Genomic DNA, 20,840 nt, shown 5'->3' on the forward strand with positions numbered 1-20,840 from the left:
GATCGTGGGATGAGCGCGGAGTGGGCGTGGGTGATCCGCCGTTCCCGAGGCGCGGGCCGGCTTGGGCACAGACCGCAACCCGCCGTACTGCGGGGTATCCGAGGATCGACGCGCAATTGCGCGTTCCGTTTCGGATACTCCGCAGTTCGACGAGGCACTGCGCAGGGAGGGGCGACGAACGGGCCGGCCCTCGCGAGGAGGACCGACCCGTTCGATGAACCGTCCGCGGTGGCGCTGCGGTTCAAGTACTGCGCGTAATTCAGTGCGCGGCGTCGTAGGCCTCGAACACCTCAGCCGGGATGCGGCCGCGGTCGGAGACGTCGTGGCCGTTGGCCTTGGCCCAGGCGCGCACCGTCGAGGTGTCCGCGCCGGTGCGCGAGGAGGCACCTGCACCGCCGCCGGTGCGGCGACGACCGGTGGAACGCTGGCGGGAGGCCACGCGGCGCGCCTTCTCGATGTACGGGGCGAGGGCCTCGCGCAGCTTGGCGGCGTTGGCGCTGGAGAGTTCGATCTCGTAGCTGTGCTGGTCGAGCGAGAAGCTCACGGTCTCCGCGGCCTCGCTGCCATCGATGTCGTCAGTCAGCATGAGTTTCATTTCACGAGCCATGTTCGGGGTCCTTTCGGGAGGTCGATTCGACCGGCACGGTGGAGTCGTGCGCAGGCGAATCGGATGCATTCAGTGCGTCGTGAGTCGGATCCGCTCCGGACGAACGGAGATCATTCGGATCACCCGTGGATTCCGGGGACTCACCCGCGGAATCTTCGTTCTCCGAATAGAAACGGTCCATCTCCCTCCGTTCGATGCTGTCGGCGCGGACCACGGAACGGATGACGTACCAGAAGAGCAGTCCGACACAGATCGAAGGAAGGAGGACTTTGACGTATTCCATAATGAATCCTAACCGACGAATACCGCCGCGGCGAATAGAGAGCTGAAATATGATCTGGACAACACGGTTATTCTCCCACCGCGTGATGAGCACTTCATGTGACCGCGCGCCGCATATGCTCGAATGTGCATATCATGGAACGCCGCATCCGGCCCGGATCGCGCCGATAAACCGCACCTGAGGCGAATGCACTCTGCGCGGGATATCGGCCGCCACCATCGATCACCTCGCAGTTGTGCGGGTCACCGCAGAACGCAGAACCGGATAACCGGAATTCGCAGTGTCGCTGACCACAGGGCGATCCATCTGACGATGAAGCGGAGTCCGCTCACTTCTCGAGCGGCTTGACGAGCGGGAAGAGCACCGTCTCCCGGATCCCCAGCCCGGTGAGCGCCATGAGCAGACGGTCGATCCCCATGCCCATGCCGCCGCTGGGCGGCATGCCGTACTCCATGGCCATGAGGAACTCCTCGTCCACCGCCATCGCCTCGTCGTCGCCGCGCGCGGCGTCGCGGGCCTGCGATTCGAAGCGCTCGCGCTGGGTCACCGGGTCGATGAGCTCCGAATAGCCGGTGGCGAGCTCGAATCCGCGCACATAGAGATCCCATTTCTCCACCACGCCCGGCTTCGAGCGGTGCTCACGGGTGAGCGGCGAGGTGTCGAGCGGGAAATCGACGACGAATGTCGGCGCCCACAGCCGGTCGGAATAGAAGTGCTCCCACATCTCCTCGACGTATTTGCCGTGGCTGCGGAACACTCCTTCGAGATCGATATCGTATTTCTGCGCAATCTCCGCGAGCCGCTCCACGCTGGTCTCCGCGGTGATCTTCTCACCGACCTCCTCGGACAGCGAATCATACATGCTCACGACGGCCCATTCGCCGCCGAAATCGTATTCCGTGCCATCGGACAGGGTGACCTGGAGCGAACCGGTGGCATCGCGGGCGGCATTCTGGATGAGCGTCTTGGTGAGATCCGCGATCGAATGATAATCGCCATATGCCTGATAGGCCTCGAGCATCGCGAATTCCGGGGAATGCGTGGAATCCGCGCCCTCATTGCGGAAATTGCGGTTGATCTCGAACACGTTGTCGAGGCCGCCGACCACCGCCCGCTTGAGGAACAGCTCCGGGGCGATCCGCAGGAACAGCTCCATGTCGTAGGCGTTCATGTGGGTGGAGAACGGCCGGGCGGCGGCGCCGCCGTGGAGGGTCTGGAGCATGGGCGTCTCGATCTCCATGAAGCCGGTCTCCGCGAAGGTGCGGCGCAGGGAGATCATGACGTCGGAGCGGAGCTTGACCGCCTGGCGCGCGGCGTCGCGGGTGATGAGGTCGATGTAGCGCTGGCGCACCCGGGTCTCGTCGGTGAGCTCGGTGTGGAGCGCGGGCAGCGGACGCAGGGCCTTGGCCGCGAGCTGCCATTCCGAAGCCATGACGGAGAGCTCGCCGCGCTTGGACTTGATGACCCGGCCGCGGAGGAACACGTGGTCGCCGAGGTCGACGTCGGACTTCCAGGCGTCGAGCCGCTCCTTGCCGACCTCCTTCTGCGACAGCATGCCCTGGAGGCGGGTGCCGTCCCCGGCCTGCAGGGTGACGAAGCAGAGCTTGCCGGTATTGCGGAAGAACACGACGCGTCCTGCGACGGCGACGACGTCCTCGGTCTCCTCCCCGTCCTCGAGCGCGGGGTAGGCCTCGCGCACCTCGGCCAGGGTGTGGGTGCGGGGCACGTGGACCGGGTAGGGCTCCTGCCCCTCCTCGAGCAGCCGGACGCGCTTGTCCTTGCGGATCCGCAGCTGTTCGGGGTCGAGGTGGTCCGGGGCGTCGGCCGGGGCAGCACCGGCCTGGGCGGGATCAAGTTCTGGCATGGCTCCAAGGCTACCGCGTGCGGTGCGCCCGGCAGGAATCCGCGGTTCCCGAGGCGCCCGCCGGCCCCGGCAGGAATCCGCGGTTCCCGAGGCACCCGCCGGCCCGGCAGACCATGCACGGTCCCGGCCGCCCGGCAGGAATCAGAGCTCCTCAGCCCTCGAGGAGCTCGATGATCTGCAGGGCCTTGGCGTCGTCGATCGTGCCATTGCGCAGGGCACGGGCCACAGTCGCCCGGGCGAGCGCCCGGTACGTGTCCGCCACCTCGGTGGAGCCGGCCTCGACGGCCTGCTCGGAGAGCGCCTCGAGGTGGGCGCGCACGGTGTCGACGTCGCCGCGGCTCACGGGCCCGGTGAGCGCACCCGGCCCGGACTGCAGCGTGTTGTCGACGCTCGCGCGGAGCAGCGATGCGAGCACCCGCGGGGCGTCGTCGATGCCGAGCCCGGCGAGCACCTCGAGCGCCTGGCCGACGACCGCGACGGTGTGGTTCGAGGCGTGCGCGATCGCGGCGTGGTAGAGCGGGCGGTCGGCCTCGGCGACGACGATCGGCTCCGCGCCCATCTCGACGACGAGCGCCTGCCCGATCGGCAGCACGGTGCGGGCGGCGGTGACGGCGATCGTCGCCTCCTGCAGTCGCGGCAGGTCCATGCTCGTACCGGTGAAGGACAGCGAGGGGTGCAGGGCGATGGTGATGGCACCGGCCCGGGCGGCGGGCTTGAGCACCTCGGTGCCGAACCGGCCGGCGCAGTGCATGATGATCTGCCCGGGCTTGAAGCGGCCGAGCGCGGCGAGCCCGGACACGAGCTCGCCGAGCACGTCGTCGGAGACGGTGAAGAGGACGAGCTCGGCGCGCTCGACGACGGTCTCGATGTCGAGGACGGGCACCCCGGGGAGCATCGCCTCGGCGCGGTCGCGGCTCGCCTCGGAGGTGGCGGTGACGCCGACGACGGCGTGACCGGCGGCCCGCAGCGCCCGGCCGATGACCGCACCGACCTTCCCGCAGCCGACGATGCCGACCCCGAGCCGGGTCTGATCCTCGAGATTCATCGCACTCCCTCCCCTGCCCGGAGCGTCCGCCGGGCCCAGTCCACACAGGCTACCGGGCGCCGACGGACGCAGTCGCCGTGGTGCGACTCAGGCGTCGAGCAGCCAGTCGTTCGGAGCGAACAGCTCGTAGTGGACGTCGGCGGCGGCGACGCCGCGATCGTCCAGCTGCGTCCTGATGAACTGGAGGAACCCGTTGGAGCCGCAGATGTAGACGCTCGCGCCCTCCGGCAGCTCGACCGCACTGAGGTCCATGAGGCCTTCGCGGACCTCGCCCTGGAGCTCGGCGTCGGGGGTCCCGGTGCCGTACCAGGTGATCGCGGAGCCCTCGGCCAGACCGGCGGCGTACCCGGTGCGGGCGGCACCGAACGCGTCGACCTCGGCGGAGTCGTCGGCGTGGAGCGCGACCACGGTGCGGGCGGAACCGCTCGCGGCCAGGCTGTCGAGCATCCCGAGCATCGGGGTCACGCCGATCCCGGCGGAGATCAGCACGACCGGGTTCGTCGCCTGCGTGTCGAGCACGAGGTCGCCGGAGGGCAGGGTGACCTCGAGGGAGTCGCCCACCTGGACGTTCTCGCCGAGCCAGTTGGACACCTCGCCCTCGGGGGCGCTCTCCGTGGCACGGATCCGCTTGAAGGCGAAGGACAGCTCGCCGGCCGCGCTGCCGCCGCGCACCAGGGAGTACTGGCGCAGCTGGCGGGCACCGTCGGGCAGGCGTGCGCCGACGGACACGTACTGGCCCGGGAGGTGCCCGGGCAGGTCCGCCGAGCCCTCGGCGGCGCGCACGGTGAAGTGGACGATGTCGCCGGGCAGGTCCCGGCGATCGACCACAGTGGTCGCACGGAACACGTCGCCGGGCTCCACCCGGGCCGAGCGGTAGAGGTCGTACTCGAAGTCGGTGAGGACGTCGGCCATGAGCCAGTACACGGAGTCCCAGGCGGCGGCGACGTCCGGGGTGACGACGTCCTCGCCGAGCACCTCGACGATCGCGGCGAAGAGGTTGTCGTGGACGATCTGGTACTGGTCCTTGGTGATGCCCAGGGACACGTGCTTGTGCCCGATCCGCGAGAGCAGGTTGACCGGGGCCGGGGCCTCGGGGTCGACGAGCATGGTGGCGAAGGTCGCCACGGAGGCGGCGAGCGCACGCTGCTGGGCACCCTGCTTCTGGTTGCCGCGGTTGAAGGTGTCGGCGATGAGCTCGGGGTGGGCCTCGAACATGCGGGAGTAGAAGATCGGGGTGATCTCGTTGATCTTCGACCCGACGAGCGGCAGGGTCGCCTTGATGATCTCCTCGTGCTCCGGGGTGAGGCCGATGGAGTCGAGTTCCTTCTCGTCGAGGTAGAGGTCGGACGTGCTCATGGATTCTCCTGAACTGTTGCGGATTCACACACCGCCGCCGGCGGCATGCCTGAGCTGGTGGAACATCTGTGGGGAGCGCGCGGGCACCGGGCCCGAGGCGGTCAGTGCCCGGGCATCGGACCGGGCCGGGCCCGAGGCGGTCGGTGCGCGGGCATCGGGTCGGGCATGGCAGGGCAGGGTCGGGATCACGACACCGATGCCGGTCTTCCGCAGTCCGGGCCGGCGCGCTCGGTCAGCGGCGCCGCAGGCCCGCGGTCTCCCGGCGGGCCGGAGAGCAGGGTCAGCAGCACGGGTCCGGTCGGGGAGTCGACGAGATCGCTGAGGCAGACCTCGTCGAGGACGGCGAGGAACGCCTGCTCGGCGCGGTCGAGCACGCTCTTGAGCCGGCAGTTCCCCCGCAGCGGGCAGGTCGAGCAGTCGACGACGGCGCCGACCCCTTCGAGCTCGCGGACGATCGAGCCGATCGGGCGGGTGCGGCCCTCCTCGGTGAGTGTGAGCCCTCCGGTGCGCCCGCGCCGTGAGGCGATGACGCCGGTCCCGGACAGTCGGGAGATCGCCTTCGCCAGGTGCGTCTCCGAGGCCTCGAGTCGCAGGGCGAGCTCGGCGGTGGTCATGCGCGTCCCGGACTCGGCCGTGGCGAGCATCATGAGTGCGCGGAGGCCGAGGTCGGTGAACCGGGATACCTGCATGGGTCCACCGTACCTAAATCGGAGTCTATAACTCCAATTAACGGAGCGGGCCGTGCTCCACCGGATCCGGCCCTCCGCTATGCGGCTCCACCGGATCCGGCCCTCCGCTATGCGGCTCCATGACATCCGGCCCGCCCGTGTGCGCGTCGAGCGCGGCGCGAGCCTGCCGGGTGATCTCCGCGTGCTCGAAGAAGAACTCCTCCGCCGTCGCCGCCGTCTGGTGGCTCACCTGCGGCTTGACCGGGCCGGCGGTGGAGTGGAGGTCGACGCTCGCGAGTCCGAGCGCACGCTGGATCGGCCCGGCGAACACCCGCATCGACTGCACGCGGGCGTGCGGCACGCAGTCGACGCGCCGGTCGAGGCGGCCGGACCGGATGACGAGCATGCTGCCGGTGCGCACCCAGCCGTTGCGTCGGTAGGTCAGCGGGTCGAGCCAGCGCGAGGCCCGGTCCTGGTGGTGGAAGAGCGGCTCGACCCCCGGACCGCCGGCATCCGGACTATCGGCACCAGGACCGCCGGCACCCGGACCGCCGGCATCCGACGGCTCAGCATCCGACGGCTCGGCATCCGCGCCCGGCGCGGGGCCGGCGTACATCGCCTCGACCATGAGCTCGCGGCCGCTCAGGCCGCCGGGCACCTGCGGGTGCGGGAGCACGAGTCCGAGCATCATGAGGCACTGGTCGAGCGAGCCGACGGGCAGCAGAGTCGTCGAGGTGTTCTCCCCCTCCTGCCCGGCGATGGTGTACTCGGCCCGCCACCAGTCCGGGTAGCGCCACAGCAGCGGCTGGGAGAGCCGCACCGCCTGGATCCGGTCGAGCGGGATGATGCGGCGCGTGGTCGTGGTGAGCCCGTGCGTCACGGCGAGCCCATCGCGGGTGATGGTGACGGAGAAGTTCGACTCGTCGAAGGATTTCTTCACGACGCCGTACGCGGCGGCGAAGAGCGGGATGATCGCGACGATGCTGCCGGTGATCGCCTCCCAGCGGCCGATCACGGCGAGGACGACGAACCCGGCGAGCACCGCGAGGACGAACGCGAGCGTCACGAGGGTGCCGGTCGACAGCAGCCCGGAGAGCAGCACGGTGTGGGCGGGGATGCGCAGGATCCGGCCGTCGTCGTCGGCGCGCGCCCGCACGGTGTACGGCCGGAGCACGTCGGTGAGGGTGCCGCCGATGTCGCCGATCACCCCGGCCGCGGTCGGTTCGATCCGTGCCATGAGGCGGCTGCCGAGGTTCGCCCCCGGCGCCGAGGCGGCACTCGCCCGGCCGCGTCCGCCCGCCGGTCCGTCAGCACGGCCGACCGCACCTCCGGGATGGCTTCCGGGGCCGCTGCCGGGGGCTCCGCTCCCGGCGCCCGTATCGCCGGCACTGTCCGGAAGCGTCCCGGCGGGACCGTGACCGGCACCGGGAGCCGACCCGGATCCACCGGCCGGGTCGCCGGCCCGATGGCTGTCCTCGGCCGCGCGGAGTGCCCGCACCCGGTCGAGAAGCGCCTCACGGAGCTCCTCGGCGCGGTCGCGGCCGAGGAACTCGAGATCGACGGAGGAGTCCTTGCCGCCGGCGACGTCGAAGCGCAGCTTCGCGAGTCCGAACAGGCGCGGCACGAGCGGCTGGTTGATGTCGATCGCCTGCACCCGGTCGAGCCGGGCGGTGCGCAGCTGCCGGTTGAGCAGGCCCTTGCGCAGGTAGATCGCCTCGTCGTCGATGTGGTAGCCGGTGCGCCGCCACACGAGCCAGTTGAGGAACCCGATGAGGGCGAGGAGCAGGATGAGCCCGCCGAGGATCGCAAGGATGACGAGCGGGTGGTCGAGCAGCCAGGCGAGGATCCCGTCCGAGCCGGTGAATCCGCCGGTGACGAGCTCCTGGAGGAACTGCTGGCTCTGCGCCAGGAGCACGCCGATCGCGGCGAGGATGAAGAGCCAGCTCTTGAGCGCCGGGGTCAGCGGGTGGACCCGCCGCCATTCGGTGAAGTCGGAGGTGGTCGACCCGGTGTCGGGCGTCCCATGCCCGGGCTCCATCGGTCCGGGGTTCAACGGCTCGGGTGCTCCTGGTTCAGGCATTCCGGTCATCGGCGATCACAGCCCTGCGAGCCGGGCCTCGCCGCGGGCGGCGAGCGCATCGCGGAGGCGCTCGGCCTCCGCCGCGGGCAGTCCGGGGATCGAGGCGTCGGTGGCGGCGGAGGCGGTGTGGAGCTCGACGGTGGCGAGCCCGAACAGCCGCTCGATCGGCCCGGACTTGACGTCGACGAACTGCATCCGCCCGAAGGGCACCACGGTGGTCGAGCGGAAGAGGATGCCGCGGCGGATGAGCAGGTCGTCGGGGCGCTCGGCGTACCCGAGCCGCCCGACCTGGCGGATGAGGACGATCGCGCTCCACACGACGACGACGAGCCACAGCGCGGCGGCGGCCCACATCCAGGGACGCACGGCTTCGAAGATCACGCCGAGCACGATCATCGGGATGAGAAGCGGGACCATCCAGATGAGCAGTCCCAGGAGGTGGACCCCGATGAGCTTGCGGCTGACGGGGACGAACTCGATGTCGGTCATGCGGGATCGGCTCCTGCGGTGTCGTCGGGTGGCAGGGTGCAGTAGGACTCAACGATGAGCCCTACGATCATGAGGATCGCCGAGGCGGCGACGGCGAGCAGCATGCCGAGTGCGGCGCTCGCCCGCACCCCGCCGGCGCTGATGAACAGGTAGGCGGCGGCGCCGAGGTACCAGCCGGTGAGCAGGCTCCCGGTGAGCGAGGCGGCCTTGGCGAGCATCGCCGTGCGAGCGGCGGCGACGTGGTCGATGTCGCGGCTGCGGTCGCCGTCGTTCCACTTCTTGATCGGCCAGCCGAGGACGAGGAGGACGAGGGAGAGCACGATCATCCCGAGGATCGCCGGCCACGGCAGGCCGGGCAGCGCCTGGCCGAGCGACTCCCACACGTAGTGGAACGCGAGCGAGGCGAGGAGTCCGACGAACCCCCAGCTGAAGAGCTGCGTGGAGGTGGTCTGCTTCATCGCGCCTCCTCACTCCCGGGAGCCGGCTGCGGTGCCGGGGAGGTGGGCGGTTCCGGAACCGCAGGCCCCAGGGTGTCCGCGGTGCGCTCGATCCCGCCGGCGTCGGCGGCACGGGCGATCGCCTCGGCGAGGCCGACGGCCGCACCGGCGACCTCCACCCGGGCGTGCGGGGCGATCTCCTCCCAGGGGGCGAGGACGAAGGCGCGCTCGGCGGCCCGCGGGTGGGGCAGGTCGAGGCGGGGCAGCGCGAGGCGCATCTGCTGCGCCGGGTCGTCGAGCTCGGCACCCGGTGCGGCATACCGGATGAGGTCGATGTCGAGGGTGCGCGGGCCCCAGCGGACGTCGCGGGTGCGGTGGGCGGCAACCTCGATCCCCTGGGCGACGCCGAGGAGTTCGAGCGGGGTGAGTGCGGTGTCGACGAGGACGGCGGCATTGAGGAAGTCGGGCTGCTCGACCCCGCCGACGGGTGCGGTGCGGTACACGTGGGAGGCCGCGGTGACGGTGATGTGCGGGTGTCTTTCGAGCGCAGCGACCGCGGTGCGGAGCGCGGTGAGCGGCTCGCCGAGGTTTGCCCCGAGGGCGAGGACAGCGCGCGCCGATCCCTCCCCCGCCGCGTCTCCGCCGCGCGCGATCCCGGCCTGCGCCTCACCGGTCCCGGCGGGCCGGCTGACCGCGCTGCTCGCACCTCGGGAGCGGGTGACGGTGACGGACACGTCGGCGAAGGCGTGCGGGATCGGGGCCTGCGGCTTGTGGACGGTGACGGTGATCTGCGCGCAGTGGGCCAGGCAGCGGCGGGCGATCTCCTCCGCCACGCTCTCGATGAGGTCGAAGGGCTCCCCGGTGATCACCGCGACGGCCTCCTCGGCGAGCACCCCGTAGTCGACGGTGTCGGCGAGCGCGTCGCCGCGCCCGGCCGTGGAGAGGTCTCCGGGCACCTCGAGGTCGACGAGGAACTCCTGCCCGTCCGTGCGCTCATGGTCGAACACCCCGTGGTGTCCGAACGCGCGCAGCCCGGTGAGCCGGATCCGGTCCATCAGGGGACCTCGGAGTCCGGTCGGGTGCCGGGGGCCGGGCGGGAGGTCTGCGGCCCGACTGCCGCCTCCGGGCTCGGGGAGTCCTCCGCCCCGGCCGGGTCGAGCGGCAGCTCGGGTGCGCGGGCGGCGTGCTCGGCGAGCGCCTCGGCGACCTGCACGGCGATGAGGGAGCTGCGCGGTTCGTGGACGCGCACCGCCCAGGCCCCGGCGCGGGCGCAGTAGGCGCTGATCGCGGCGGTCGCTGAGTCCCGGTCGGTGTTCGTCACGCCGGCCGGGTCCTGCGGGTCGAGCAGGGAGGCGAGGAAGCGCTTGCGGGAGCCGGCGACGAGCAGCCGGAAGCCCATCCGGGTGAAGGCGTCGAGGCCGGCGAGGAGCTGCCAGTTGTGCTCGGCGTTCTTCGAGAACCCCAGGCCGGGGTCGAGGATGATGTCGGATTCGGCGATCCCGGCGGCGAGCGCGGCGTCGATCCGCTCGCTGAGCTCGGTGCGCACCTCGGCGACGACGTCGTCGTAGGTGTACTCCCCGTGGGCGTCGGTGAGGAGGCCGCGCCAGTGCATGAGGACGATGGGGGCGCCGGATTCGGCGGCCACGCCGAGCATCGCGGGGTCGGCGAGCCCGGCGGAGACGTCGTTGATGATGCGGGCGCCGGTGTCGAGTGCGGCCCGGGCGACGGCGGCGCGCATGGTGTCGACGCTGATCACCGCACCCTGCCGGGCGAGCTCGCGGGTGACGGGGACGACGCGGGCGAGCTCCTCGTCCTCGGGCACCCGGACGGAGCCGGGGCGGGTGGACTCCCCGCCGATGTCGATGATGTCCGCACCGGCCTCGAGCAGCGCGATGCCGTGGCCGACCGCCTGGTCGAAGTCGAGCCAGCGGCCGCCGTCGGAGAACGAGTCCGCGGTGACGTTGAGCACGCCCATGATCTGCGTCCGCATCGGCTCACTTCCCCAGGATCAGGCTCATGGCCTCGGCGCGGGAGGCCCCGTCGCGCAGCTGGCCGCGCACCGCGGAGGTGATCGTCGAGGCGCCGGGGCGCTGCACGCCGCGCATCGACATGCACAGGTGCTCGGCCTCGACGACGACGATGACACCGGCGGGGTTGAGGTGGGTGACCATCGCGTCGGCGATCTGCGCGGTGAGCCGCTCCTGCACCTGCGGGCGGCGGGCGTAGATGTCGACGAGCCGGGCGAGCTTGGACAGCCCGGTGACGTACCCGTCGGTGCCGGGGATGTAGCCGATGTGGGCCACACCGTGGAAGGGCACGAGGTGGTGCTCGCAGGTGGAGTACATCTCGATGTTGCGGACGAGCACCATCTCGTCGTAGCCGACGTCGAAGTGCACGCCGAGCACCTCGGCGGCGTCGCGGCCGAGGCCGGAGAAGATCTCCTCGTAGGCGCGGGCGACGCGGGCCGGTGTGCCCTTGAGGCCGTCGCGGTCGGGATCCTCGCCGATCGCGGCGAGGATCTCCCTCACGGCGGCCTCGATGCGCGGCTGGTCGACCATGTCAGTGCACCGGGCCCTGGGGTCCGCTCTCCGGGGGCTGAGTCGGGCCCTGCGGGGGCACGCCGCCGTGGCCCTCGTGCGGGGGCTGCGGGCCGGCGTCCGGCGGGGTCGGGCCCGGCTGCACCGGCGGCTGCCCGCCGGCACCGGGGGCGCCCGGCCCCTCGGGACCGGAACCGGGCGCGTGCGAGCCACCGGCACCCGGGCTTCCGGCACCCGGCGCGTGCGAGCCGCCGGCCATGACCTCGGGCTCGAAGGGGTTGAGGCGGCGCTCCGGGATCGGGATGGGGCCGCGCTCGGACACCGGGCGGTCGTCGTTGGCGAGCCACACCTCGCGCACGGGGCGCTTGGTGACGGGGGCGAAGATCGCGGCGAGCTCGTGCTGGTCGAGCGTCTCCTTCTCGAGCAGCTCGTGGGCGAGCGCGTCGAGGACGTCGCGGTTGGTCGTCAGCGCCCAGTAGGCGTCGGCGTGGGCTTCGTCGATGAGGCTGCGGACCTCGGAGTCGATGACCCCGATGGTGTCCTCGGAGTAGTCGATGCCGTGGCCGTAGCCCTTGCCGGCGAACGGCTCGGAGTTGTCCTCGCCGACCTTGACCATGCCGACCTTCTCGCTCATGCCGTACTGCGTGACCATCTTCCGCGCGATCCCGGTCGCCTTCTCGATGTCGTTGCTCGCCCCGGTGGTGGGGTCGTGGAAGACGATCTCCTCGGCCACCCGGCCGCCCATCGCGTAGGCGAGCTGGTCGAGCAGCTCGTTGCGGGTGGTCGAGTACTTGTCCTCCGTCGGCATGACCATGGTGTAGCCCAGGGCCCGGCCGCGCGGCAGGATCGTGACCTTGGTGACGGGGTCGGTCTGGTTCATCGCCGCGGCGACGAGCGCGTGCCCGCCCTCGTGGTAGGCGGTGACGAGCCGCTCCTTGTCGTTCATCAGCCGGGTGCGCTTCTGCGGGCCGGCGATGACGCGGTCGATCGCCTCGTCGACGGCGTACTTGTCGATGACGGTCCTGTTCATCCGCGCGGTGAGCAGCGCGGCCTCGTTGAGGACGTTGGCCAGGTCCGCGCCGGAGAACCCGGGCGTGCGCTTGGCGACCATCGCGAGGTCGACGTCGGGGGCCAGCGGCTTGCCGCGGGAGTGGACCTCGAGGATGTGCTGGCGGCCCTTCATGTCCGGGGCCTCGACGGAGATCTGGCGGTCGAAGCGGCCCGGGCGCAGCAGCGCGGGGTCGAGGACGTCGGGGCGGTTGGTCGCGGCGATGAGGATGACGTTGCTCGTCGCGTCGAAGCCGTCCATCTCGACGAGGAGCTGGTTGAGGGTCTGCTCGCGCTCGTCGTGCCCGCCGCCCATGCCGGCGCCGCGCTGGCGGCCGACGGCGTCGATCTCGTCGATGAAGATGATGCACGGCGAGTTGTTCTTCGCCTGCTCGAACAGGTCGCGCACGCGGGAGGCGCCCACACCGACGTACATCTCGACGAAGTCGGAGCCGGAGATCGAGTAGAACGGGACCCCGGCCTCGCCGGCGACGGCGCGCGCGAGCAGGGTCTTGCCGGTGCCCGGGGAGCCGTAGAGGAGGACGCCCTTGGGGATCTTCGCCCCGACGTCCTGGAACTTCTTCGGCTCGGCGAGGAACTCCTTGATCTCCTCGAGCTCCTCGAGGGCCTCGTCGACGCCGGCGACGTCGGCGAAGGTGACGTCCGGGTTCTCCTTGTTGACGAGCTTGGCGCGGGACTTCCCGAAGCTCATGATCTTGCCGCCGCCGCCCATCTGGGACAGGAGGAACCAGAAGATCGCGATGATGATGATGAAGGGGACGATGTTGAGCAGCAGGGTGGTGAGCCACGACTGGCGGGGCACCTCGTCGGTGTAGCCCTGCTCCGGGGCGGCCTGCTCCACGGCTTCGACGACGGCCTCGCCGCGGGGTTCGACGTAGTAGAACTGCACCTGCGTGCCGTACTCGCGGTCGTCGACGGTGAAGTCCTCGGTGAGAACGAGGTCGACGCGCTGGTCGTTGTCGACGATCTTCGCCTGCTCGACCTTGCCGTCGGAGAGCAGCTTGAGCCCCTGATCGGTGTCGATCCGCTGGAACCCGCCACCGGACAGCAGCATGGTGCCGAAGGACACGATGATGATGGCCAGGATGATCCATATCAGCGGCCCGCGCGCCAGCTTCTTGACGTCGGTGCCGCTCTTCTTGGTCTCGGCCATGGGTCCTCTCAGGCAGACGGATCGGTTCGGAGCACGGTCAGCCTACCCGAGTGGGTTGGGAATCCCTGTGACGGAGCGGAAGGGCTGGAGCCGCCAGGTGGCAGCGGACCGCAGCGCCGGTGGGCCACCGGTGCCGAGGCGCCCGCGCCTCGGCCTCGCGCCTCGGCCTCGTGCCGCGGCTCGCGGCCGCGGCGGGTCACTGGTAGACGTGCGGGGCGAGCGTCGCGACGAAGGGGACGTTGCGGTAGCGCTCGGCGTAGTCGAGGCCGTAGCCGATGACGAACTCGTTGGGCACGTCGAAGCCCACGTAGCGCACGTCGAGCTCGACCTTGACGGCCTCCGGCTTGCGCAGCAGCGTGCAGATCTCCACCGAGGCCGCGCCGCGGGAGCGGAGGTTGGACAGCAGCCACGACAGGGTGAGGCCGGAGTCGATGATGTCCTCGACGATGAGCACGTGCTGGTCCTTGAGGTCGGTGTCGAGGTCCTTGAGGATCCGCACGACGCCGGAGGACTTGGTGCCCGAGCCGTAGGAGGACACGGCCATCCAGTCCATCCGGACCGGGGAGTGGAGTGCGCGGGCGAGGTCGGCCATGACCATGACGGCACCCTTGAGCACGCCGACGAGGAGCACGTCCCTGCCCTGGTAGTCGCGGTCGATGTCGGAGGCCATCTCGGTGAGGCGGTGCGCGATCTGCGCTTCGGTCACCAGCACCTTCTCGATGTCGGTGCCCAGGTCGTTCTGATCCACTGTGTCAGCTCCTCGGTGCTGTGCGCGATGCTCGGGGTCCGGTCTCAGCGTATCCCAGAACCGGTGGGGGCCGGCGGGCCGAGCGGGGTGAAGATCAGCCCTCCGCCGGCAGCCCGCCGCACCTCTGCGGCGCCGGGCACCGAGACCGCGCCGCGGCGCCGCCCGGTGAGCAGATCGTCGACCGCCTCGACGTGGTGGGCGCCGACCTCCTGCGCGGTGCCGGCGTGCTCGCGCAGCCAGTCGCGCAGCACCCGGGTGCGCACCGCCTGCGGGAGTCCGGCAGCGCTCGCGTGCACCTCCGGGCCCGAGGTATGGGCCGGGCGGGCGGCCGCCGCCTGCGCCTCGAGGGCGTCGGAGTCGGCGGCGAGGAGGGCGGCGGTGCGGGCGAGCGCGCGGGCGGCGCCGGGGCCGAGTTCGGCCTCGAGCACGGGCAGGACGCGGGTCCGGGCGCGGACCCGCGCGAACCGGGGGTCGGCGTTCATCGGGTCCTCCCATACGGGGATGCCGGAGGCGGCGCAGGAGGCCTGTGTCTGTGCGCGGGTGACGTCGAGGAGCGGCCGCCACAGGTGCCCGGAGCGGGGCCGCATGCCGGCCAGGGACCGGGCGCCGGAGCCGCGCAGCAGCCCGAGGAGCACGGTCTCGGCCTGGTCGTCGCGGGTGTGCCCGGTGAGGATCGCCGCCGCTCCGCGGCTGGTGCGGATGCGTTCGAAGGCGGTGTAGCGGGCGGTGCGGGCGGCGGCCTCGATGCCGCCGTGAGCGGGGTCGACGGCGACGCGCACGGACTCGGCGGACAGGCCGAGGCCGGTGAGGCGCTCGACGACTGCGGCGGCGGTCGCGGCGGAGCCGTCCTGGAGGCCATGGTCGACGACGACGGCGTGGAAGCGGGGAGCGGGTGCTGCTGGTGCGGAGTTCTGTGCCAGGTCCGGGCGGGTGCCGACAGCGGTGCCAGCTCCTGAGGGGAGGCTCGGTCCCGGATCCGGGCGGGTGCCGAGGTGGGCGCAGGCGGCGGCGAGCGCCATCGAGTCCGCTCCCCCGGACACCGCGAGGACGAACTCCGGCGCGGGCCGCGGCGCGGGCTCTTGCCCGTGCTGCGGGGCCGGGGCCGCGACGGCGGGGTGGTCCGGTGAGTCGGCGGGCGCCTCGGCGAGCAGGGCGCGCACCGCGTTGCGGATCTCCGCGGTGGCCCTGTCCAGGCGCGGCAGTCGACTTCCTGCCGACCCGGTCATCCTGCCGGTCCCGTCATCGCCGCCGCCTCGGCCGTGGTCCTGCCATCGGAGCAGCCTCAGGCGTCGCCGGGGCGGGGCACGCGGGCGAGCCAGAGTGCGGGCTCGGCGATCTCCGCCGCGCTCGGCAGGAGCTCGGGGGCCTCCCACACGGCGGCGAGCCCGTCGTGGCCGCGATCGCGGACGACGGCGCGGACGAACGCGGCACCGCGGGCGTACTGGGCGATCTTCTCGTCGATGCCGAGCAGCGTGGAGACGATCGCGCGGATCCCGGTGGCCGAACGCCTCCGCGCGTCGAAGGCCCGGCGGATCCGGCCCACGCGCGGGATGACCTTCCGGCCGACGGTGTCCATGAGGACGTCGGCGTGGCCTTCGAGGAGGCTCATGAGGGCGCCGATCTCCTCGACCGCGGCGGCCTGCTCCGGTCCGACGACCGCATCGAGGAGGCTCTCGCCCTCGCGCAGCGCATCGGGCAGGGCGCGCAGGCTGTCGAGGAACTCGTCGCCGGCCTCGGCGCCGAGCAGCGGGTTCAGCAGTCCGTCGATCCGGGAGCGCAGGTGATCGGCGAGCCAGGGCGCGGCGGCGAACTGGACGTGGTGGGTGCGCTCGTGGAGGGCGACCCAGAGCCGGAAGTCGCGCGGCGGGACGTCGAGGGCGTGCTCGACCTCCCACACGCTCGGGGCGACGAGGTAGAGCACCCCGGCTTCCCCGGCGAAGGGGTCGAACTGGCCGAGCACCCGGGAGCCGACGAGCGCGAGCGCCCCGCCGAGCTCCACCGAGGCCGTAGTGCGCGCCGAGCGGTCCCGCAGCCGCCGGAGCATGCCGGGGCCGCGCGAACCCTGGGGCACGGTCCCGCGCGAACCCTGGGGCACGGTCCCGCGCGAACCCTCGGGCCCGGTTCCACGCGAGCCGCTGGGTCCGGTCCCGGCGGTGCCGCCCGGCGTGGGCACTCCTCCGTGCGCCGTGCCGCGCTCCCGCGCCCCGCCGGACTCGCCCGGCTGCGCGCCGGAGAGAAGGCTCGCGAAGGTCTCCGCGTTGGCCTGCACCCAGCCGAGCCGGTCGACCACGCGGGTCTCCCCGGCGGCCAGGCGCGCCCGGGCGGCGTCCTCCACCGCGGGCGCCAGGCGCATCGCGTCGAGGACGAGGTCGGTCGAGGTCTCGGCCGCCTCGCGGAGGTCGTGGACGAGGGCGCGCGCCTCGGCGGGGTCCGGCAGCGCGCCGGGCGGCATGAGCTCGCGGGCGGCAGCGGTGACGGCGGGGACGGAGATGAGGTTCACGGGCACCCGCAGTCGGCGATCGCGGTGACCGCCTCGTCGACGACCTGCCGGGCGCGGCCGGCGGTGCCGGGGTCGAGGTCGTCGGCGAGGATCGAGAACACGATGAGCCGGCCGTCGGCGGTGAGCACGGAGCCGGCGAGCGAGGTCACGGTGCGCAGGGTGCCGGTCTTCGCCGACACCTTCCCGGCGGCGTCCCGGGTGTCCTCGTCGAGGTAGCGGTCGAACAGGGTGCCGGACAGTCCGCCCACCGGCATGCTCGGCAGGAGGAGGGAGAGGTCGCCGTCGGTGGAGGCGGCCTCCTGGAGGATCGTCGTGAGGTCGTGCGCGGAGATCCGGTTCGCGTAGTCGAGTCCGGAGGTGTCGGAGAGCTCGATCGAGCCGGTGTCGAGCTGCTGGGCGGCGAGCGCGTCGATGACCGCGGCGGGCGCCTCGGCGGCGGCCCCGGGGCGGCCGAGGGCGAGCGCGACCTCCCGGCCGATCGCCTCGGACACGACGTTGTCGCTGGCGAGCATGAGGTGGCGCACCACCCCGGCGACGGGCGCGGACTCGACGAACGCGAGGTCCGTGGCGCCCTCGGGTGCAGGAGCGGGTGCGGCGGTGTCGACGGCGATGCCATGGCCTTCGAGGGCTGCGGCGAAGGCGTCGAGCGCGACCTGCGCCGGGTCCTCCTGGCGGGGGGTGCCGCGCTGGGTGGAGGTGAGCCCGGAATCGGTCATGAGGGGTTCGATGGGTGAGATGTAGCCGTTGCCGATGTCCGCGCGGTCCCAGCCGGGGTTGAACGCGGGCCCGGAGTAGCGGGAGAGGTCGGCGGCGACGGTGACGGTGTCGATACCGGCCTCGCTGAGGGCGGCGGCGGTGTCCGCGGCGAGCGTGCCGAGCCCGGCGTGGCCCATGACGCCGTCGGGCTTCGACTCCCCGGTGCCCAGCAGCACGTCTCCCCCGCCCACGAGGTGCACGGTGGCGCCGGCGTCGGACTGGCCGGAGAGGCGGGTCTCGGTGCGGAAGCGGGTGTCGGCGCCGATCGTGCCGAGCGCGGCGGCCGCGGTGAGGACCTTGGTGACGGAGGCCGGGGTCTTGGCGCTGTTCTCGTCCGCCGTGTAGAGCACCTCGTCGGTCATCGCGTCGCGGATGTCGATGCTCAGCCCGCCGGTCATCCCGTCCTGGTCGAGGATCGGATCGATGCGCGAGGCGAGGTCCTGCGGGATCGGGGCGGACTCCGGCAGAGGGCTCACCGGTTCGGCGGGGACCGCGGCAGCCCGGGGCTGCGGCAGCGCCTGGACGGTGATCGGCGGGTCGAGGGTGAGGATTCCGGGAGCGACGTCGAAGGCGTCGGCGGTCCCGTAGCCCACGAGCGCCAGGGCGAGCGCGCCGGCGGTGAGCGGCAGGGCACGCGAACGGCGCCGGTCGCGGCGCCGGGCGTCGCGGCGGCTGCCTCGGGTGTCCTCCACGTGACCGTCCTGTCCTGTCGTGTGCAGTGGTGCGCTGTGCGGTGGTGCGGGCCGGGCGGTCCCGGCGGGCACCTCGGGGAGCGGTACCGGCCCTGCGCCGCTGTGATGACGCGGTGCGCGGCGCATGGACCGATTGCGGGCCGCGGCTCGCCCTTCATTATGCTAGTGGAGTCGCACAATGCTCGTGGCGCCGCACACAGCACGTCGTGCACCCCGTTCGCACATCATTTCTAGGAGTCCGCATGGAACTGCTCGCCACCGTCGAAATCCCCAAGGGTTCGCGCAACAAGTACGAGGTCGACCACGAGACCGGTCACGTCAAGCTCGACCGCTACCTCTACACCTCGATGGCCTACCCCACGGATTACGGGTACTTCGAGGACACCCTCGGCCTCGACGGCGACCCGCTCGACGTCATGGTGCTGCTCACCGAATCGGTGTTCCCCGGCTGCGGCGTGGACGTCCGCCCGATCGGCATGTTCAAGATGACCGACGAGGCCGGGGGCGACGACAAGGTCCTCGCCGTGGTCGCCGGCGATCCCCGCTGGGACGCGATCCAGGACATCGACGACGTCGACTCCTTCACCCGCGACGCGATCGAGCACTTCTTCGTCCACTACAAGGACCTCGAGCCGAACAAGTTCGTCAAGGGCTCGAACTGGGTGGGCCGCGAGGAGGCCGAGGCAGAGGTCAAGGCCTCGCTCGAGCGCTTCCAGGCCGCCGGCGAGCCCTCCGAGCCCGACGACCGCGAAGGCCGCCAGGGCCGCGACGTCGAGTGAGCTGAGCTCCCCGCGCGCAGCGGCGAGTCGAGTCGGGTTTCCGGCCGGGCGCCTGCCGCGCTCCCGCTCCTCCGCTGAGGTGTCGATCCAGTACGGTTCCGCACGGGAATCCGCACTGGATCGACACCTCAGTCGTATTCAGGGATCAGCCGGGCGCAGGTGCTCGGCCGGGCGCGCACGAGAGAGTGACGCGCGCCACAGAAAGCAAGTTAGGGTGACCTAACTCACAGACGCGGCGGCGATATGGGATTCTCGTGGCATGCATCTCGATCACGTCTCCTTCGCCAGCGAACACGACGGTCTGCAGGCCACCGCGGCCCGGATCTCCGAGAAGCTCGGGATCGAACCGTACGACGGCGGCGTCCACCCGCGGTTCGGCACCCGCAACCTCATCTTCCCGCTCGCCGACGGGCACTACCTCGAGGTCGTCGAAGCCCTCGAGCACCCCGCCGCGCTGAGCACCCCGTTCGGGCAGGCCGTGCGCGCCCGCAGCGAGCTCGGCGGCGGCTGGATGGGCTGGTGCGTCTCCGTGGACGACCTCGGCTCCGTCGAGGACCGCCTCGAGCGCAAGGCCGTCGACGGCAACCGCACCCCCGACGACGGGGTCGAGCTGCTGTGGAAGCAGATCGGCGTCAAGGGCCTCATCGCCGACCCTCAGCTGCCGTTCTTCATCCACTGGCTCTCCCCCGCAACCCAGCACCCCTCGGCGCGTGGCGCGGAGTCCGGCGTGACGATCTCCGCACTCGAGATCGCCGGCGACCGCGACCGGCTGCGCGAGTGGCTGGGAACCGACGAGCCCAAGCCGATCCCGGAGATCAGCATCGCCTGGACCGCCCCGCACGGCACCCCGGGGCTGATGTCGGTGACCTTCGAGACCCCCCGGGGCCCCATCACCCTCTGAGCGGCCGGCGCTCTCAGAGCGGGTCGACGGCGGCGAGGATGCCCGGCGCGAGGAAGCCCACGGCGTCGATGAGGGTGTGGGCGACGACGAACGGCATGACACGCCGCCACCGCAGGTAGAGCCAGCCGAACAGCAGCCCCATGAGGACGTTCCCGACGAACGGCCCCACCCCCTGGTACAGGTGGTAGGAGGCGCGGAACAGCGCGAGGCCGACGATGATCGTCCACGGGCGCACGCGCAGCTTCTCGAGCCGGTCGACGCCGTAGCCCAGGAGGAGCACCTCCTCGAGGATCCCGTTCTTCGCCGCCGACAGCAGGAGCACCGGCACCGTCCACCAGTAGGCGGAGAGGTTGTTCGGGAGGATCTCCGCGGTCAGCCCGGCCGCCCGGCCGGCCGCGTACACGCCGAGGGTGCCGATCCCGATGACGAGGAACAGCGCAGTGCCCGTCCCGAGGTCCCAGCCGGGACGCCGCAGATCGAATCCCATGCGGGTGGTCGCCGGCCGGATGTCCGCCGCGCCTTCACCGCGCACGGCGTCCGCCTTCCGGCTCCCTCGGAAGCCGAGCCCCCGCAGGGCAACTGGCCCGCCGCCGAGGTCGGCACCGGTGGCCGCCCACACCCGGTCGCGGTTGAGGAGGAACAGGACGAGGAGCACCGGCACGAGCGCGAACCCGATGCCGAGGAGCTGGTACACGAGGTCGAACCACGGCCGCGGGGATGCCTCGACGTTGAGCCGGGCCTGGGCCTCGGTGAGCGGTCCGCGGGTGGAGATGTCGATGAGCCGGACGAGCGCGTACACCGCCGACTGGCCGAGGGCGAGCGCGGCGACGAGCGTGAGCTCCCACCCCCAGCGCGGCCGCCCGAGGCGCTCATCCAT

Annotated in this window: 19 protein-coding genes; 2 read left to right on the forward strand and 17 right to left on the reverse strand. The window is 71.8% G+C overall.

Annotated features, from left to right (window positions below; translation table 11 throughout):
• Positions 1 to 259: 259 nt before the first annotated feature.
• The 16 genes from ABD883_RS04140 to dacB form a co-directional block, all read right to left on the reverse strand.
• Positions 260 to 607, reverse strand: coding sequence for a histone-like nucleoid-structuring protein Lsr2 (locus tag ABD883_RS04140; protein WP_265809134.1), 348 nt, complete (start codon positions 605 to 607; stop codon positions 260 to 262).
• A 611-nt stretch (positions 608 to 1,218) separates the two neighbouring features.
• A complete protein-coding gene (gene lysS, locus ABD883_RS04145) occupies positions 1,219 to 2,754 on the reverse strand; it encodes a lysine--tRNA ligase (RefSeq protein WP_345030069.1) in 1,536 nt (511 codons plus the stop codon).
• 151 nt (positions 2,755 to 2,905) lie between these two features.
• Complete coding sequence (locus tag ABD883_RS04150) at positions 2,906 to 3,799, reverse strand: Rossmann-like and DUF2520 domain-containing protein (protein ID WP_345030071.1); 894 nt, start codon at positions 3,797 to 3,799, stop codon at positions 2,906 to 2,908.
• A gap of 87 nt (positions 3,800 to 3,886) precedes the next feature.
• Positions 3,887 to 5,155, reverse strand: coding sequence for a globin domain-containing protein (locus tag ABD883_RS04155; protein WP_345030073.1), 1,269 nt, complete (start codon positions 5,153 to 5,155; stop codon positions 3,887 to 3,889).
• A gap of 185 nt (positions 5,156 to 5,340) precedes the next feature.
• Positions 5,341 to 5,844 carry an RrF2 family transcriptional regulator gene (locus tag ABD883_RS04160; protein WP_345030075.1) on the reverse strand — a complete coding sequence of 168 codons (504 nt, stop codon included), beginning with the start codon at positions 5,842 to 5,844 and terminating at the stop codon, positions 5,341 to 5,343.
• A 37-nt stretch (positions 5,845 to 5,881) separates the two neighbouring features.
• Positions 5,882 to 7,876 (reverse strand): PH domain-containing protein, encoded by a 1,995-nt coding sequence (locus ABD883_RS04165; RefSeq protein WP_345030077.1) that lies wholly within the window; start codon positions 7,874 to 7,876, stop codon positions 5,882 to 5,884.
• Between the two features lie 42 nt (positions 7,877 to 7,918).
• Positions 7,919 to 8,392, reverse strand: coding sequence for a PH domain-containing protein (locus tag ABD883_RS04170; protein WP_345030080.1), 474 nt, complete (start codon positions 8,390 to 8,392; stop codon positions 7,919 to 7,921).
• Positions 8,389 to 8,850: a DUF3180 domain-containing protein gene (locus tag ABD883_RS04175; RefSeq protein ID WP_295688830.1), complete on the reverse strand. Its 462-nt coding sequence runs from the start codon at positions 8,848 to 8,850 to the stop codon at positions 8,389 to 8,391. The genes ABD883_RS04170 and ABD883_RS04175 overlap by 4 nt, the downstream gene beginning before the upstream one ends.
• Complete coding sequence (gene folK, locus ABD883_RS04180; protein ID WP_345030084.1) at positions 8,847 to 9,884, reverse strand: 2-amino-4-hydroxy-6-hydroxymethyldihydropteridine diphosphokinase; 1,038 nt, start codon at positions 9,882 to 9,884, stop codon at positions 8,847 to 8,849. Before folK ends, ABD883_RS04175 begins: the two co-directional genes overlap by 4 nt.
• Positions 9,884 to 10,819 (reverse strand): dihydropteroate synthase, encoded by a 936-nt coding sequence (gene folP / locus ABD883_RS04185; RefSeq protein WP_345030087.1) that lies wholly within the window; start codon positions 10,817 to 10,819, stop codon positions 9,884 to 9,886. The genes folK and folP overlap by 1 nt, the downstream gene beginning before the upstream one ends.
• A gap of 4 nt (positions 10,820 to 10,823) precedes the next feature.
• Positions 10,824 to 11,387 carry a GTP cyclohydrolase I FolE gene (folE, locus tag ABD883_RS04190; RefSeq protein ID WP_265809142.1) on the reverse strand — a complete coding sequence of 188 codons (564 nt, stop codon included), beginning with the start codon at positions 11,385 to 11,387 and terminating at the stop codon, positions 10,824 to 10,826.
• Between the two features lies 1 nt (position 11,388).
• Positions 11,389 to 13,587 (reverse strand): ATP-dependent zinc metalloprotease FtsH, encoded by a 2,199-nt coding sequence (gene ftsH / locus ABD883_RS04195; RefSeq protein ID WP_345030090.1) that lies wholly within the window; start codon positions 13,585 to 13,587, stop codon positions 11,389 to 11,391.
• Positions 13,588 to 13,783: 196 nt separating this feature from the next.
• Positions 13,784 to 14,335, reverse strand: coding sequence for a hypoxanthine phosphoribosyltransferase (gene hpt / locus ABD883_RS04200; RefSeq protein ID WP_247618241.1), 552 nt, complete (start codon positions 14,333 to 14,335; stop codon positions 13,784 to 13,786).
• Positions 14,336 to 14,379: 44 nt separating this feature from the next.
• A complete protein-coding gene (tilS, locus tag ABD883_RS04205; protein ID WP_345030093.1) occupies positions 14,380 to 15,561 on the reverse strand; it encodes a tRNA lysidine(34) synthetase TilS in 1,182 nt (393 codons plus the stop codon).
• A 56-nt stretch (positions 15,562 to 15,617) separates the two neighbouring features.
• Positions 15,618 to 16,835 carry a zinc-dependent metalloprotease gene (locus ABD883_RS04210; protein WP_345030096.1) on the reverse strand — a complete coding sequence of 406 codons (1,218 nt, stop codon included), beginning with the start codon at positions 16,833 to 16,835 and terminating at the stop codon, positions 15,618 to 15,620.
• The gene (gene dacB, locus ABD883_RS04215) at positions 16,832 to 18,283 is read right to left on the reverse strand and encodes a D-alanyl-D-alanine carboxypeptidase/D-alanyl-D-alanine endopeptidase (protein WP_345030099.1); all 1,452 of its coding nucleotides are present in this window, start codon (positions 18,281 to 18,283) and stop codon (positions 16,832 to 16,834) included. Before dacB ends, ABD883_RS04210 begins: the two co-directional genes overlap by 4 nt.
• A gap of 242 nt (positions 18,284 to 18,525) precedes the next feature.
• Between dacB and ABD883_RS04220 the strand changes: the two genes are divergently transcribed.
• Together ABD883_RS04220 and ABD883_RS04225 are read left to right on the forward strand one after the other, a co-directional pair.
• A complete protein-coding gene (locus ABD883_RS04220; protein WP_137318066.1) occupies positions 18,526 to 19,062 on the forward strand; it encodes an inorganic diphosphatase in 537 nt (178 codons plus the stop codon).
• Between the two features lie 259 nt (positions 19,063 to 19,321).
• Positions 19,322 to 19,963, forward strand: a complete 642-nt coding sequence (locus ABD883_RS04225) for a VOC family protein (RefSeq protein WP_345030103.1) — start codon at positions 19,322 to 19,324, stop codon at positions 19,961 to 19,963.
• A gap of 13 nt (positions 19,964 to 19,976) precedes the next feature.
• On the opposite strand, the gene ABD883_RS04230 is transcribed toward ABD883_RS04225, so the two are convergent.
• A complete protein-coding gene (locus ABD883_RS04230; RefSeq protein ID WP_345030106.1) occupies positions 19,977 to 20,840 on the reverse strand; it encodes a CPBP family intramembrane glutamic endopeptidase in 864 nt (287 codons plus the stop codon).

The sequence above is a fragment of the Brevibacterium pityocampae genome, assembly GCF_039541555.1.
Classification (GTDB): Bacteria; Actinomycetota; Actinomycetes; order Actinomycetales; family Brevibacteriaceae; genus Brevibacterium; species Brevibacterium pityocampae.